Raw genomic sequence first — 14,978 nt, 5'->3', positions numbered from 1 at the left:
CTATTCTCGGATATCGCGCGAACGATACCATGCTGCTGTCGCTTCGAGGCCTTCTCGCGTCGTATAAGGTGGCCGCCATCCCAGCACCCGCTGGATGCGGCCGGTGTCCATTTGAAGACTACCAACTAGACGCTCAACGGCCGCACCGCGACCAGTTAACCTACCAAGCGCGTACAACAGAATCGTCGGTATCGGGAACAGACGGGCTGGCCGACCAAGCGCATCGCCCACCATTTTAATCAACTCGGGAACCGAGAACGCGTCGCTATCGGCTACGTGAAAGCATTCGCCGACAGCGTCCCGAGCCGTGGCGCAGTGCAGCAAAGCGTCCGCGAGATTCTCAACGAAGACAATGCTACGACGCGCCGCAACAGCGTCGAGCGGTAGCGGTATCCCGCTCGCGACAGCGTTCATCAGTCGAAGAAAATTTGCGCGAACTCCAGGACCATAGACAAGCGGCGGCCGCACAATGACTACCTCAAGTCCAGCCGATCTGCCGAACTGTGCAAGTTCTCTCTCCGCACGGAGTTTTGATCGACCATACGCATCCATTGGACTCGGAGGCGCGTCCTCTGTTAGCGGGGCACCACCGTCATTTTCCCTTACCGCCTTGATGCTGCTAGCGAATACCATTCTGCGCGAACCATGACTGCACGCCGCTTCGGCAACGCGTAGAGTACCGACGACGTTAGTGGCGTCAAACGCAGCGTCCGGATTTGGTGACTGCTCGTGTGTAACGTGAACGCGTGCGGCGAGGTGGATAACAGAGTCGATCTCGAGGTCGGTCGGCCATGCCGATCGGAGCCCGTCAAAGTCTGGTGCGCCATGGAGCCATTCCCTAACACCGGCGACGCACTCCCCCGGACGCCTCACGACCGCCGTAACGGTATGCCCTGCCTTCAATGCTCTGCGGCAAACGGCTCGACCGACAAAGCCGTTTGCACCGGTAACGAGGAGCCGACTCACCACCATCTCCAGCCGAAGCGATTGAAAAACTTGAAAGCAGACATGATGAACATGCGGATATGGGCGAAACCTTTGCGCGATGCGCCGCCACCATGATGCAGGATATGCACGGCAGGAACATAAGCAACTCGCGCCACACCATGCACCCGCAAACTCAAGTCATAGTCCTCGAAATATAAAAAATAGCGCGGATCGAAGCCACCCAGTGACTTGAGTGTCGCTGTCCGGAACATCATGAAACAGCCACTTACAATTGGGGGATCCCATACGACATGTCGTGAAGAGATCAACTCACGCATTTCGTATCGCTCCAAACGGCCGGAAAAAAAACGCTGTATGCTCGGCGGAAGAAATCCACGCACGAACAAGTCCAATAGTGTCGGGATACGGCGACACAAGAATTGAGGCTTACCTTCCGCATCACAAACCGATGGTGCTAACAGTCCGAGTTCGGGTTCCGCTTCGAAGAATGCCAACGCTTCCCGCAGACTTCTTGCATCAAGTTCAACGTCCGGATTTAGAACCACATGAAAGTCACTGCTTGTACGCTCAATAGCCAGATTGTGGGCGCGACCGTATCCTACGTTGCCATGGCCGGAGATCCAACGCAGGTCGAACAAGTTGGATGCCTCGATATGATAGTCGTGCCCCTGCACGTGCTCCCGATTATCGATCATGTACACCGTCGCTTCCGAAATATTGTCGGCCGCCGTCGCAATGGCGGCCGACAATGTTTCAATCGTCCGGCGCAACAACGCCTCGTCGGGGTAGTAAACCACGATCGAAATGCTTACAGTTGCTCGATAGTGCGACATACGTTGCTCTGGACGGCAGATTCCGTCGAACGTTGATCAATATGCCCTCTTCGTCGTAATCTGACCTGCACACAGCGAGCTATCAACACAGTTAGGTCCCTAAACGATCAGTTGCTAACGACGTCTGACGTACCGGTAACCGGTGCGTCAACCACTTCTAGCATTGCCTTTCCTGACTTTTCCCAGGTCCATTCAGACGCTGTCTTCTTGCCCCCCTCGATCAGCCGGGCACGTAGGTCCGGATCGTCAAGTAGACGTTTAACTGCGATCTTTGCCCCCTCGATGTCGCCCTGCTCGACGACCAAGGCGTTGCCTTCATGCACGATGTACTCATCCCAACCGGTTACCTTACCGACAACAACAGAACACCCGCATGCCATCGCTTCCATAGGCGGTCCGAAGAACCCTTCGACGCGACTCATTTTTATGAAAATATCGCACGCCGAATATATATGTCGCATCTGATTCATTTCGACTGCCTCAAAAAAACGATCGCATCGCCAATTTGCGGGAGGTTTGCCGGCACTGCTGATGATCCAGATTTCGCAGTCGAGTGATTCAACCGCTGCGTATGCATCCGCCATACCCTTGAACGGAATGATGATTGGACCTTCGAGAAGGACGCGCAGACGCCCGCCCGCTGCCTTCGGTTCAAGCGGGACATCGGGATGGAACAACACCGGATCAAGCCCATTTGGCACGTAGGCAGATTCGTGGCCGAACTCGTCGCGCAGCATTGCACGGATCCAGTGAGCTTCGGTGAAATACTCACACTCGATGCGATAGGTTGCCTCGATTTTTCTCTTCAGCGCGTCTTCCTCATAGAACCGCCGTTCGTCCGACTGTACGAAATACAGCAGACGCTTAGCAGGAATTCGCGATAACCACTCAGCGGTTTGCCATCCGGTTGCGATTAACATGTCTATGCCGTCGAACAAATACTTTCGACGATCCGAGACATGAACGATCGGCGCAGTGTTGCCAGAGAACCATTTACCGTCACCTTCCAGCCCGATATTAATGATCGTCACATCGTGACCGGCCTTCATCAGCATCGACGCATGGCGGAACACAACTGCCACGCCGCCAGAAATACCCACTCCCGGAAGAATAAATGCAATCTTTTTCGGAATTGGCCCACGCTGACTGAATTGCTCCCGCAATCTCTCACCGTAGACGGCATCCTCGTTCTTGAAGTTCAGTTCGTTGTTACCGGCATGGAGGCGCAAGTCAACGAGCACGCTCGGCAGCGACTTGAAAACGCCACCGAAATAAGCAATACGCGCCCACAGTTCATGATCTTCCCGATATTCCATGTGTGGTTTAAGAAACCCACATTTCAACAGGATGTCCCGACGCACGGTCGCCGTACTCTGGCACGGCACGCATACTTGCTTTAGCAACTCCAGATCGGCATCGGGACTATAGACGATCTGTTGATCACTGATTCCTTCGATCTCCCGTGAACCATCGAGACGAGCACGCCATGCACCATACACGACGTCGGCGATCCCCGATTCGAGCAGCGGCAATGTTTTCTCCAGTCGATCATGTGCCGCAACATCGTCACTATCAAGAAATGCGATATATTTGCCGCGCGCTTCGAGGATGCCTTTATTGCGCCCACGAACGGCGTTGCCGGAACTAACGGGAAAATGGAATATGCGGACGCGAGGATGATCGGCAAATTCGTTGACGACCGCCAGGGTTGCGGGCGGCGAGCCGTCTGTGATCAGCAGCACTTCAAACGACGTAACTGTTTGGGCGAGCGCTGAAAGGATCGCTTCGCGCAAAACGTCCGTTCGATCATAGATCGGGATCACAAAACTCACGAGGGGCTGCTCAGCCGATCGTGACGTCGCGGTTTCCAGTGACTTCGCGCTCGCCAATTTGCTTCGCATCACCGCACGCACATAGCGCGCGGTTCTCCGACTTAGCTCGCCGACGCCTTGATGACGCGCTACTTGTACACCGCGCCCGACGAGGAATTTGCCCCACGCTAGATGCGTGCGCGTGCGTACCCCACCTTGCTTGAGCAACCGTACGGGCTTGGTTAAGCGCCACGATGTCGAGCGATATAGCGCATCGAGTTTCTGTTCCACACGTTCTCGTCGCTGAGTCTCCTCTGAGAGTGCCCACGTCAGTCGATGCACATCGCTTTCGAGCGTGGTCATCGCTTCCTTTGCCCGGTCGCGCTCGTCCCGTGCCTTCGCAAACTTTGCCTCGATCTCGATCAATCGATGCTCGACGTCGTCCTTCACATGCTGCACGTGCGATAGCATGTCTCGCGGACGCAAGACCATGTCGACATGTCGCGATATCAAATTGCGATGCGTCTCGGTCAACTCCATGTGAGCGATGGGGCCGCCGGAAGCCTCGATGCTGTCCAGCAGATTCCGAACATTCGCCGACAGATCGAACAGCGCTTTCCCTCGCTCTCTCAGCTCAATCCTGTCCGCGTAAGCCCGCGCAAATCCGCTTCTGAATTCGCTGTAAAGCAAACCTGGCGGCCGCTTTGAAGGATGTGAGCGCCCAGAGAAATTCGCTTGCCGGGCGCTATCAAACGAGTCCGAAGTGATCCAGCCGGGACCGGCAAAATGGTCATAACAAAAAACGGGAATGCCGGCAGCAATACAGTACTGCACCGTCTTACCAATCGACACAACGGAATCATATTGGGCCAGCAAATCGGGCGTAATCCGAGTCACTATCGCGCCAATACCGTACACATCAACCGTTACACCATTCATTCGCAACAAGTCAACCAGCCCAGCAACCTCAGCAGCAACATGGTTTGATACAACCGCCACACGGCGCAGTGTTTCTGTGCGATGCGGATCAAAGGCATTCCAAAACTTTGGCGCGGCAGCATTGGGAAATATCACGCAACGATCTGCGTACTGTGGATAGTGCGAAACAAAATGCCCATGACTTTCCTGGGAGTTGACTAAAAAGCGGTCAATACCACATAGCGCAATGGGCGGAGACTCAATTGGTTCAAAAAAAGACAGCGACGATGATACGATCCGCCGTGCCCGCATGTTATGCGCCGCTATAAGCGCATAGTACGTAGTCGCGTGATGGATCCAAGCGAGGTCGACATTCAGTTCAAGCTCGCTGGCCGCACGAAGATTGAGCAGGGTATGTCCGCGCTCCTCGATTTCCTTTATGAATTCAGCACCGAATTCGTAGGCCGCCACCGTAACCGACATCCCTAGGGACGCCAGTGTGTCGGCAATCTCCATCGTCGTGATTTCCGAGCCTGCGAACTCAACCAGCCGGGAATTAGAAACAATCGCGGTGCGCCCGTTCATAGTCAAACCCATCAATTAATTAGCAAAAAATGAATTCAAAGCGCCACCGCATGCCCAAACAACTCAGGCCCCCAAGTGCGAAGCGTCCGACCAAAATCCGACGTTTTGTGAATCGCTTTACCGACTCGCTCGCTCCATTTTCTTCCATATGGCTCATACGGGAAATGATCGATGTAATATCGACACGTCGCCTCCCATTGATCAATGGAGAGACTCTTCCCATAGTGCTGACAATAGAACATCACTTCACTACGCCCCTCAATAGTCGGCTCCCGCGAATCTAGCCCAACGTATCGGGCGCCATTTTTGTTCTTCCAGAGCATCAGAATATCTCGATATTCAGGTCCAAAGTTTCGCCTGAAATCCATCAGACATTTCCCACGCACAATCGGGGCAGAATCGTTTTCCGTCATATACGCATCAAAAAGGCGCACCCGAATTCCATTCAAATCAGGCGCTGTCGGCATTCGCACGAATTCTCGAATTGGACCTATGTATCTCTCGTCCGCGTCGAAGCAGAAAAACCAATCTGGGATAAAGTGCTGTTTCGCCAAATTCACCAACAAACCGCGATGGCGCGTCTCGGAATGCAAGCGTTCATGCGCTCCCGGCCTCCATCGTCTATTCTGAACGACCGCGGCAACGGCGGGATGCTTCATTGCAATATCCAGCGTGTCGTCCGTGCTAGCATCGTCGTAGACAAATATGACATCTGCGAACTCCGCGACATGATCGAGAGTATCGCCGAGCAACAATGATTCATTGCGCACGCGTGTAATTGCCACGAGGGAAACCGGTTGAGCGACAGATCGCACCCAGGGCTTCAAATGAAGTTGCTCGTCCCTATCGATTACCCACGCGTCAGTATTCCCAGTCATGCTCACACCTCACGTAACCTTCGACCGTAGGCAAGCCTCGAGCAGAAAACCTTCCGACAACCACAAGTCGGCACGCGTGGTCCACGCGATCGTATGCAAACATCGCTTCCGCATCGGAAACTGAGGCCGTAACGAAATATTCGCCTGGGGCAAAGTGGTTATTGCGAATCACCAGCCTCACAAGGCCATGCTTGCCGGTCAGAACAATATCGTCGCGCAAAGTATTAAGAACGGAAACGAGATTGCCACGGCCATCATGAATGAGAATTCCAACTCCGTATTTAGCGATATTCGCATTGAACTCAAGTTCAATGATAATTCTGATGTCCGCGCCCATCTCACAGCGATCAGGCTCGAGCACAACATTAACAATTCGAATTGATTTGTCGGCCACCAATTCACTAGATGAAACCTCGCTCCCTTTCTGTTCCTTAGCGACCAGTTGCAACTTGTTTCTCTTGACCTCTTCGTCCACCATTACCTGGTACTCGTCACAAACTGTCAGTCGCTCACCCACGAGGCGCACTGTTCCTTTGTCGAGCAGGACTGCGCGATCGCAAAAATTTCTCACGATCGGTAGCGAGTGCGTTACAAACAAAATCGACGTACCCGACTCACGAATTTCCTTCATTCGGGTCACTGATTTTTCTTGGAACGCGGAATCGCCCACGCTCAGTGCCTCGTCAACAATTAGTACGCTGGGCTCAGCGTGTACAGCGACGGAAAATGCCAATCGAGCGAACATTCCGCTCGAGTACGTTTTGACCGGTTGCTCGACGAACGAACCGATTCCGGAAAAATCGACAATATCGTCGTACTTCTTTTCGACTTCGGCCCTCGTCATACCGAGTAGCATTGCATTCATGAAGACGTTCTCGGTTCCCGTAAACTCCATGTTGAAACCAGCCCCGAGTTCAAGCAGCGCCGCGACACGACCTCGAACGCGGACACTACCACTTGTTGGCGTCAGCGTGCCTGTAATGATTTGCAATAGCGTCGATTTACCGGCGCCATTACGGCCGACGATGCCAACCGTCTCACCCTTGGACACGTTGAACGACACGTCGCGCAGTGCCCAGAATTGACGTGCCCAGCTATGCTCGCCGCGTGTTAAAAACTGCAGCAGTCGATGGTGGGGTTTATCGTAGACGTCAAAGCATTTGCTGACGTTTTGTACCGAAATCGCAACTTCTACGGTCATTTTCTTACCTTATAGAACGTCCGCAAATCCGACACGTGTTTTCTGAAACCACACATAGCCAAGCCATGCGACACCTGCGCCGAGGATGGTCGCAGCGGCCAAAGCAGTCCACTGCGGCATGAGACCGAATACAAGCACGCGCCGCGCTTGATCGACGAAAAACGCCATCGGATTAAGGCGCAGATAAACTTGATAACGTTCTGGCAAAGCAGTAATTGGATAAAAAATCGGCGTCACAAACATGATGACTGTAATCGCCAGTGTAATGGTCTGCTGTACGTCTCGCAAAAACACCCCGAGCGACGCGAGAAACCAAGACACCCCGAGCACGAACAGAGCAAGCGGAACCAACACAAGCGGAAACAGGATTACGGACCAATACAGATATCCATTAAACAGCCCGAATGCTATCAATAGGATGAGAACACTGACGAGCATATGGAATGCCACGGCCGCGAGCGACACGATCGGTAGAACTTCGAGCGGGAAGACCACCTTCTTGACATAGTTCACGTTTGCCGTAACAAGTCCGGGCGCCTTGCCGATCGCTTCCGAAAACACGGAGAAGACAATCAGTCCCGAAAATAGGATAAGCGCGAAGGCGGTCTTATTGTCCGACGTATCTTGTCCCCAATGCGACTTGAACACGACACTGAATACGAACGTATATACAATCAACATGCAGAGGGGATTGAGAAACGACCACAGAATCCCCATGACTGATCCTTGATAGCGACCAATTACTTCGCGTTTGGTCATCTGCCAGATCAAATGGCGGTGATGCTTGATGCTCGCCACCATCGACCACGGAGATAGTGGAAATGAAGAATTGGCTGAAGATGCTGACACACTCTTGGTTTGCATTTGAAAGGCTCTAGTAGTTCCATATCCGGACAGGCGCCCCGCACTGGCGTATTCCGCATCCAGCCGTCGCCGTCATGGCGCGGAAAACAAGGTGCGGGGCCCATCGCAAAGACACAGCGCGAGCGCCGCTTCCCATTGCGGCGCGTGCAGACCGAAATGCTCGGCGAGCTTCGCATTCGACATCTGCGAATTGGCCGGCCGCTTCGCGGGCGTCGGATATGCGCTGGCGGGAATCGGCATTACCGCCGGCTTTTTCGGCAGATCGGCGAGGCGGAAGATCGCTTCGGCAAAGCCGTGCCACGACGTCGAACCGGCGGCGCACAGATGATAGATGCCCGAATGCGCATGCCACCATTCGTCGCGCATCGGGGCGCATGTCGCTTGCGCGACGACGTGCGCAGTCAGCGTCGCGATCGTGTTCGACCACGTCGGCGCGCCGATCTGGTCGGCGACGACTTTCAGTTCGTCGCGCTCGGCGCCGAGCCGCAGCATCGTCAGCAGAAAGTTCTTGCCGCGCGTGCCGTAGACCCAGCTCGTACGGAAAATCAGATGCGCGCATCCCGATGCCACGATCGCGCGTTCACCGTCGAGCTTCGTCCTGCCGTACACGTTTTGCGGGTCGACTGCATCGTCCTCGACGTACGGGCCTGCTTTCGTGCCCGCAAACACGTAGTCGGTCGAGTAATGGATCAGCGCGGCGCCGATGCGCTTCGCTTCTTCTGCGAGCACGGCCGGCGCTTCCGCATTCAGCCGTGTGGCCATTGCCACGTCGGTCTCCGCCTGATCGACCGCCGTATAAGCGGCGGGATTCACGATCAGATCGGGCTTCAGGTCGCGTACGACGTCGCGCACCTGGTCGAGGCGCGACAGGTCGAGCCGACTGCGATCGAGGGCGACCACGTTGCCGAGCCCCTGCAGCGTACGCTGCAATTCGAACCCGACCTGGCCGTTGATGCCGGTCAGCAGAATCGTTTTGCGATCGGAGGTCTGCACGGCGGCCCTCACTGGAAGCACTCGGCTTCGGCGAGCCGTTTGCCTGCCGCATCCTTCGCCGCCAATAGCGGCTCGAAATCGATCGGCCAATCGATGCCGATATCCGGATCGTTCCACACGATGCTGCGCTCGTGCTCGGGGTACCAGTAGTCGGTCGTCTTGTAGAGGAACTGCGCCGCCTCCGACAGCACGACGAAGCCGTGCGCGAATCCGGGCGGCACCCAAAGCTGCCGATGGTTGTCCGCCGACAGCGTCACGCCGACCCACTTGCCGAAATTCGGCGAACTGCGCCGGATATCCACGGCTACGTCGAACACTTCGCCTTCGACGACGCGCACGAGCTTGCCCTGCGCATGCTGGATTTGATAATGCAGCCCGCGCAGCACACCCTTCGCCGAGCGAGAATGGTTGTCCTGCACGAACTCGACGCCCGGCTCGACCTGCTCCGCGAACTCGCGCCCGTTGAAGCTTTCGTAGAAATAGCCGCGCGCATCGCCGAATACCTTCGGCTCGATGATTTTGACTTCGGGCAGTGCCGTAGCAGTTACCGTGATGGCCATGCAACCTGATCCGTAAGAATGTTCAGCAGATATTTGCCGTAGCCGTTCTTCGCCAGCGGCTGCGCCAATTTCTGCACTTGTTCCGCATCGATCCACTGGCGGCGGTATGCGATTTCCTCGGGGCACGCGACCACCAGCCCTTGCCGCTTCTGCAGCGTCGCGATGAAGCTCGCCGCTTCGATCAACGAATCGTGCGTGCCGGTGTCGAGCCATGCGTAGCCGCGGCCCATGATTTCGACGTTCAGCGTGCCATCGGCGAGGTAGCGCGAATTGACGTCGGTGATTTCCAGTTCGCCACGCGCGGACGGCTTGATGTCGGCGGCGATGTTGCATACGCGGTTGTCGTAGAAGTACAGCCCAGTGACCGCATAGTGCGAACGCGGCTTCGCCGGCTTCTCTTCGATCGACAGCGCACGAAAGTCCTTGTCGAATTCGACCACGCCATACCGCTCGGGATCGTGCACGTGATAGGCAAACACGGTCGCACCGTGCTCCTGCGCGTTCGCGTGCTCGAGCTGCTTGGCGAGATCGTGGCCGTAGAAGATGTTGTCGCCGAGAATCAGCGCCGACGGATCGTTGCCGACGAAGTCCTTGCCGATGACGAACGCCTGCGCGAGACCGTCCGGCGACGGCTGCACCGCGTACTGAATGTTCATCCCCCACTGACTGCCGTCGCCGAGCATCGATTCGAAGCGCGGCGTGTCCTGCGGTGTCGAGATGATCAGGACGTCGCGAATGCCCGCGATCATCAGCGTCGACAGCGGATAGTAGATCATCGGCTTGTCGTACACGGGCAGCAGTTGTTTCGATACCGCGTGCGTGATCGGATAGAGCCGCGTGCCGGAACCGCCCGCGAGAATGATGCCTTTGCGTGCCATGTCTGCCACCCTTACGCGCGCTGCGCGTAGTTGGTCTCGACCCACTTGCGGTACTCGCCCGATGCGACTTCGTCGACCCACTGCTGGTTATCGAGATACCAGTCGACCGTCTTCGCGAGACCGGTTTCGAACGTCTCCGCCGGCTTCCAGCGGAGCTCGCGCTCGAGCTTGCGCGCGTCGATCGCATAGCGGCGATCGTGGCCGGGGCGATCGGTCACGTACGTGATCTGATCGCGATACGAGCCTGCCGCCTTCGGCCGCTTCGCATCGAGCAGGTCGCACAGCGTATGCACGACCTCGAGGTTCTTCTTCTCGTTCCAGCCGCCGACGTTGTACGTTTCGCCCGGCACGCCGCGCGCGAGCACTTCGCGGATCGCGCTGCAGTGGTCGCCTACATACAGCCAGTCGCGCACGTTCTGGCCGTCGCCGTACACCGGCAGCGGCTTGCCGGCGAGCGCGTTCGCGATCATCAGCGGAATGAGTTTTTCCGGGAACTGGTACGGACCGTAGTTGTTCGAGCAGTTCGTCGTCAGCGTCGGCAGGCCGTAGGTGTGATGGTATGCGCGAACGAGATGATCGGAGCCGGCCTTGGTTGCCGAGTACGGGCTGTTCGGCGCGTACGGCGTCGTCTCCGAGAATTGCGGATCGGTTGCCGACAGCGAGCCGAACACTTCGTCGGTCGACACGTGCAGGAAGCGGAACGCGGCCTTGTCGGCTTCGCGCAGCGCGTTCCAGTATTGACGCGTGGCTTCGAGCAGCGTGAAGGTGCCGACCACATTGGTCTGCACGAAATCGGCCGGGCCGTGAATCGACCGATCGACGTGGCTTTCTGCCGCGAAGTGCAGCACCGCGCGCGGCTTGTGCTCGGCAAACAGCGCATCGAGCGCAGCGCGGTCGCAGATATCGACACGCGCAAACACGTGCTTCGGATTGCCTTCCAGCGACTGCAGCGTACGAAGGTTGCCCGCGTAGGTCAGTTTGTCGACGTTGAGCACGGCTTCGTCGGATGCGCGCAGCCAGTCGAGTACAAAGTTGGCGCCGATAAAGCCTGCGCCGCCCGTAACCAGAATCATGGGGCTCCCTCTAGTAATGCCCGGTAGAGCCAGCCGGCCCTACCGCATCGGATTCGCGCGTGACACCATCGTCACGTCAAACCCGCAATTTTACCCGCCCACCATGGCAGTCAAAGTCATGAAATGCTAATTTTGTTCGCGAAAACGACAATTATAGGGACCCGTCGACCGCAAAATCCACGCCGCTAACAACTTGATACAGCGCTCCGGACCCCTGCGTCGAATAAAATTTCCTGTCGAATCAATGACATTTCAGGGAACGTCGGTTGCAAAATGGCGTCTCGTACCAACGAATCTTCTTTCCGCGCGGAAATCAATAGCACTGCCGCTCTCATGACCCCGACTCCCATCGCCATCGGCGACATCCAAGGCTGTCATTCAGCTTTCGATTCGCTGCTGAAAAAACTCTCCGCCCCCGCCGATACGCCGCTCTGGATCGCCGGCGACATCGTGAACCGCGGCCCCGGCTCCCTCGCCGCGCTGCGTTCGCTGATCGACCTCGGCCCGCGCGTCACGGCTGTCCTGGGCAACCACGACCTGCACCTGCTCGCCGTCTCGGCCGGCATCCGCACCGAGCGCCGCGGCGACACGATCGGCGAGATCCTCGACGCACCCGACGCCGACGCACTGCTCGACTGGGTCCGCCACCGCCCGTTCGCGCATTTCGAAGACGGCAAACTGCTCGTTCACGCGGGCGTGCTGCCGCAATGGGACGTGACGCTCGCCCTCGAGCTCGCGGACGAACTCCAGCAGGCACTGCGCGCACCCGACTGGCGCGAGACGCTGCAAAAGCTGTACGGCAACGAGCCGAACCAATGGAATCCGAACCTGAAAAAGCGCGACCGGATGCGCGTCGCGTTCAACGCCTTCACGCGCCTGCGGTTCTGCACCGCGGACGGGGCGATGGAATTCAAGGCGAACGGCGGCCCCGAGAGCGCGCCGCCCGGCTATCTGCCGTGGTTCGACGCACCGGATCGCCGCACCGAAGACGTGACGGTCGTGTTCGGCCATTGGGCCGCGCTCGGCCTGATGCTGCGCGACAACGTCGTCGCGCTCGATTCGGGATGCGTATGGGGAAATCAGCTGTCGGCCGTGCGCCTGACGGCCGATCCGGCACAGCGCACGGTCACGCAGGTGCAATGCGAAGCATGCCGCACACCGGGAGGCGAATGACCGCAATGTAACGGCCGCAGCCCGCGCCAACGGACCGCGGCACGATCAGCCTTCGCGCCCCGGCACCGGCTCTTCGGCGGCACCGTCGCGGGCCGCGTCCGAGCCGACTTCCGCGACCGGATAGGCATGCTTCGCGAGCTCGGCCAGCGACTCGGCCGACGGCTTGCCGACCTTCGCCTGCATCGCTTCAAGCGCAGCCGCGATCGCGTCGCGCGCGGCGGCCGACATCGCACGCCGGTCGCCGCCCGGCGGAATCGGATCGCACACGTACAGATGCGCGACGAGCGGCCCGCCGCGCAGCACCATGTCGAGCGACATGCCGAGCGACAACTCGCCCGTATAGGCCGGCGCGACCGACTGCCGCCCCTGCGCATCCTCGTACATCAGGCAGATCGGCTGCACCGCGCAGCCGGCCGACACCGCGGCCTGAAACAGATTCGCATGGAACGGAAGCAGCCCCTGCCCGTCGGATGTCGTGCCTTCCGGAAACACGCACATCACGCCGCCGCTGCGCAGCCGGTCGGCCATCTCGTGCATGACCCGCATCGCCTCGGTGCGCTTCTCGCGCTGCAGGAACACGGTGTCGAGCTTCTCGGCCAGCCAGCCGACCACCGGCCACTGCCGCACCTCGGCCTTCGACACGAACGGCGTAGGCCGCCACGCGTTGACGGTGTAGATGTCGAGCCACGACACGTGGTTGCCGACGACAAGCGCGCCCGCGTCGAGACGCGCGCCGTCGTTGTGCACGACGAGGCGCAGCCCGCAGATGCGCAGCAGCTTGAGCGACCAGCGGCGCGTGAGCTCGAGGCGCTGCGCGGGCGTCACGTGCGAAAAGCGCAGCGCGACGATCGCCATGCCGCGCAACAGGTGAAAGACGAGGCGCAGCTTGCGGATAGCGTTCATGACGAAAGCCCGGCGTGGTTCAGTTGCGCTCGAACGCGACCTGCCCGGCGACGAGCGTCGCGCGCACGCATGCGGGCAGCTCATAGCCGAGGAACGGCGAGTTGTGGCCCTGGCTCTTCAGCGCGCGCGGCTCGACACGCCAGTGCGCGCGCGGGTCGAACACGCAGAGATCGGCCGCACTGCCTTCGGTCAGACGGCCGGCAGGCAGGTTCAGCACGTCCGCAGGCGCCGACGTGATGCGGCGCAGCGCCTGCGCGAGCGGCGTGCGCGTCTCGTCGGCCCATTTCACGGTCAGCGACAGCAGCAGTTCGAGGCCGGTCGCACCGGGCGTCGCTTCGCCGAACGGCAGCAGCTTCTCGTCGTCGTCGACCGGTGTGTGATCGGAGCAGATCGCGTCGATGGTGCCGTCCGCGAGCGCCGCACGGATCGCCTCGCGATCGCGCTCGCTGCGCAGCGGCGGATCGAGCCGGAACTGCGAATCGAAATAGCCGATGTCGACGTCGATCAGGTGCAGGTGATTCACGCCGACGTCGCACGTGACGGGCAGCCCTTCGGCCTTCGCCGCGCGCACGAGCGCGAGGCCGGCCGCGGACGACAGCCGCGCAAGGTGCACGCGCGCGCCGGTCACGCGCATCAGTTCGAAAATCGTATGCAGCGCGATCGTCTCGGCCGCGACCGGCACGCCGGACAGCCCAAGCCGCGACGCGACGGGCCCGCTCGCCGCGACGCCGCCCTTGCCGATGAACGCGTCGAGCGGGCGCAACCAGGTGGTGTAGCCGTAGGTGCTCGCGTACTGCAGTGCGCGCAGCAGCACCTGCGTGTCGCGCAGCGGCACGTTCGCATGCGTGAAGCCGACGCAGCCGGACTCGGTCAGCGCGACCATCTCGGTGATCACTTCGCCCTTCAGGCCGACGGTCAGCGCGCCGAGCGGATGCACGTTGGCCTGGTGCAGATTGCGCGCACGGAACTTCAGCATCTCGACGAGGCCCGGCTCGTCGAGCACGGGATCGGTGTCCGGCGGACACACGAGCGTCGTCACGCCGCCGGCGACGGCCGCCGCCATCTCCGACGCGAGCGTCGCCTTGTGCTCGTAGCCGGGCTCGCGCAGCCGCGCGCACAGGTCGACGAGGCCGGGCGCGACGATCAGGCCCGTCGCGTCGATCGTCTTGTCGGCCGCGAAGCCGGCCGGCGCGCGGCCGGCTTCGGCGATCGCGTCGATCTTGCCGCCCGAGATGAATACGTCGGCTTGCCGCTCGCTGCCGGCGACCGGATCGATCAGCGTGCCGCCTTTGATATGAATCTTCATGCGCTGTCTGTGAATGCGTTGAATGCGTTGAATGCCTGGATAAGGAGGCGCGAA

General features: G+C 58.9%; 13 protein-coding genes. 1 reads left to right on the top strand and 12 read right to left on the bottom strand.

The annotated features are described in order from the left end of the window. From NP80_RS29805 to rfbB, 10 genes are all read right to left on the bottom strand, one after another. Complete coding sequence (locus NP80_RS29805) at window positions 1-966, bottom strand: NAD-dependent epimerase/dehydratase family protein (protein WP_080596294.1); 966 nt, start codon at window positions 964-966, stop codon at window positions 1-3. Beyond that, window positions 963-1,781: a glycosyltransferase family 2 protein gene (locus NP80_RS29800; protein WP_006412242.1), complete on the bottom strand. Its 819-nt coding sequence runs from the start codon at window positions 1,779-1,781 to the stop codon at window positions 963-965. The genes NP80_RS29805 and NP80_RS29800 overlap by 4 nt, the downstream gene beginning before the upstream one ends. 107 nt (window positions 1,782-1,888) lie before the next feature. Then, window positions 1,889-5,095 (bottom strand): glycosyltransferase, encoded by a 3,207-nt coding sequence (locus NP80_RS16805; protein WP_201776351.1) that lies wholly within the window; start codon window positions 5,093-5,095, stop codon window positions 1,889-1,891. 35 nt (window positions 5,096-5,130) lie between these two features. Then, the gene (locus NP80_RS29795) at window positions 5,131-5,973 is read right to left on the bottom strand and encodes a glycosyltransferase family 2 protein (RefSeq protein WP_080596292.1); all 843 of its coding nucleotides are present in this window, start codon (window positions 5,971-5,973) and stop codon (window positions 5,131-5,133) included. Next, a complete protein-coding gene (locus tag NP80_RS16795) occupies window positions 5,957-7,174 on the bottom strand; it encodes an ABC transporter ATP-binding protein (protein WP_080596291.1) in 1,218 nt (405 codons plus the stop codon). Before NP80_RS16795 ends, NP80_RS29795 begins: the two co-directional genes overlap by 17 nt. Before the next feature lie 9 nt (window positions 7,175-7,183). Then, entirely contained in the window at window positions 7,184-8,038 is an 855-nt protein-coding gene (locus tag NP80_RS16790) for an ABC transporter permease (RefSeq protein WP_035948696.1), read from the bottom strand. Window positions 8,039-8,110: 72 nt separating this feature from the next. Next, window positions 8,111-9,031 carry a dTDP-4-dehydrorhamnose reductase gene (rfbD, locus tag NP80_RS16785; RefSeq protein ID WP_045593961.1) on the bottom strand — a complete coding sequence of 307 codons (921 nt, stop codon included), beginning with the start codon at window positions 9,029-9,031 and terminating at the stop codon, window positions 8,111-8,113. An 8-nt stretch (window positions 9,032-9,039) separates the two neighbouring features. After that, window positions 9,040-9,591 carry a dTDP-4-dehydrorhamnose 3,5-epimerase gene (rfbC, locus tag NP80_RS16780; protein ID WP_006409980.1) on the bottom strand — a complete coding sequence of 184 codons (552 nt, stop codon included), beginning with the start codon at window positions 9,589-9,591 and terminating at the stop codon, window positions 9,040-9,042. After that, the gene (gene rfbA / locus NP80_RS16775) at window positions 9,576-10,469 is read right to left on the bottom strand and encodes a glucose-1-phosphate thymidylyltransferase RfbA (RefSeq protein ID WP_045593958.1); all 894 of its coding nucleotides are present in this window, start codon (window positions 10,467-10,469) and stop codon (window positions 9,576-9,578) included. The genes rfbC and rfbA overlap by 16 nt, the downstream gene beginning before the upstream one ends. Before the next feature lie 11 nt (window positions 10,470-10,480). Further along, a complete protein-coding gene (rfbB, locus tag NP80_RS16770; protein WP_045593956.1) occupies window positions 10,481-11,542 on the bottom strand; it encodes a dTDP-glucose 4,6-dehydratase in 1,062 nt (353 codons plus the stop codon). Between the two features lie 333 nt (window positions 11,543-11,875). Here rfbB and NP80_RS16765 point away from each other — a divergent pair, with 333 nt between their 5' ends. Further along, complete coding sequence (locus NP80_RS16765; RefSeq protein WP_035948403.1) at window positions 11,876-12,715, top strand: symmetrical bis(5'-nucleosyl)-tetraphosphatase; 840 nt, start codon at window positions 11,876-11,878, stop codon at window positions 12,713-12,715. Between the two features lie 45 nt (window positions 12,716-12,760). Here NP80_RS16765 and NP80_RS16760 read toward each other — a convergent pair whose 3' ends face one another. Next, window positions 12,761-13,618 (bottom strand): lysophospholipid acyltransferase family protein, encoded by an 858-nt coding sequence (locus tag NP80_RS16760; protein WP_006412020.1) that lies wholly within the window; start codon window positions 13,616-13,618, stop codon window positions 12,761-12,763. Window positions 13,619-13,637: 19 nt separating this feature from the next. Next, a complete protein-coding gene (locus NP80_RS16755) occupies window positions 13,638-14,924 on the bottom strand; it encodes a dihydroorotase (protein ID WP_006412023.1) in 1,287 nt (428 codons plus the stop codon). Between the last annotated feature and the right edge of the window lie 54 nt (window positions 14,925-14,978).

It is taken from the genome of Burkholderia multivorans ATCC BAA-247, assembly GCF_000959525.1.
In the GTDB taxonomy this organism is placed as follows: domain Bacteria; phylum Pseudomonadota; class Gammaproteobacteria; order Burkholderiales; family Burkholderiaceae; genus Burkholderia; species Burkholderia multivorans.
The sequence above is the reverse complement of the archived record's forward strand: the minus strand, read 5'-3'. Positions and strand labels throughout refer to the sequence as shown.

Excerpts from the sequence above, each read along its gene's own strand:
- NP80_RS29800 (WP_006412242.1), bottom strand. The coding sequence starts at position 1,781 with ATGTCGCACTATCGAGCAACTGTAAGCATTTCGATCGTGGTTTACTAC.
- NP80_RS16805 (WP_201776351.1), bottom strand. The coding sequence starts at position 5,095 with ATGAACGGGCGCACCGCGATTGTTTCTAATTCCCGGCTGGTTGAGTTC.
- NP80_RS29795 (WP_080596292.1), bottom strand. The coding sequence starts at position 5,973 with ATGACTGGGAATACTGACGCGTGGGTAATCGATAGGGACGAGCAACTT.
- NP80_RS16795 (WP_080596291.1), bottom strand. The coding sequence starts at position 7,174 with ATGACCGTAGAAGTTGCGATTTCGGTACAAAACGTCAGCAAATGCTTT.
- NP80_RS16790 (WP_035948696.1), bottom strand. The coding sequence starts at position 8,038 with ATGCAAACCAAGAGTGTGTCAGCATCTTCAGCCAATTCTTCATTTCCA.
- rfbC (WP_006409980.1), bottom strand. The coding sequence starts at position 9,591 with ATGGCCATCACGGTAACTGCTACGGCACTGCCCGAAGTCAAAATCATC.
- rfbA (WP_045593958.1), bottom strand. The coding sequence starts at position 10,469 with ATGGCACGCAAAGGCATCATTCTCGCGGGCGGTTCCGGCACGCGGCTC.
- rfbB (WP_045593956.1), bottom strand. The coding sequence starts at position 11,542 with ATGATTCTGGTTACGGGCGGCGCAGGCTTTATCGGCGCCAACTTTGTA.
- NP80_RS16765 (WP_035948403.1), top strand. The coding sequence starts at position 11,876 with ATGACCCCGACTCCCATCGCCATCGGCGACATCCAAGGCTGTCATTCA.
- NP80_RS16760 (WP_006412020.1), bottom strand. The coding sequence starts at position 13,618 with ATGAACGCTATCCGCAAGCTGCGCCTCGTCTTTCACCTGTTGCGCGGC.
- NP80_RS16755 (WP_006412023.1), bottom strand. The coding sequence starts at position 14,924 with ATGAAGATTCATATCAAAGGCGGCACGCTGATCGATCCGGTCGCCGGC.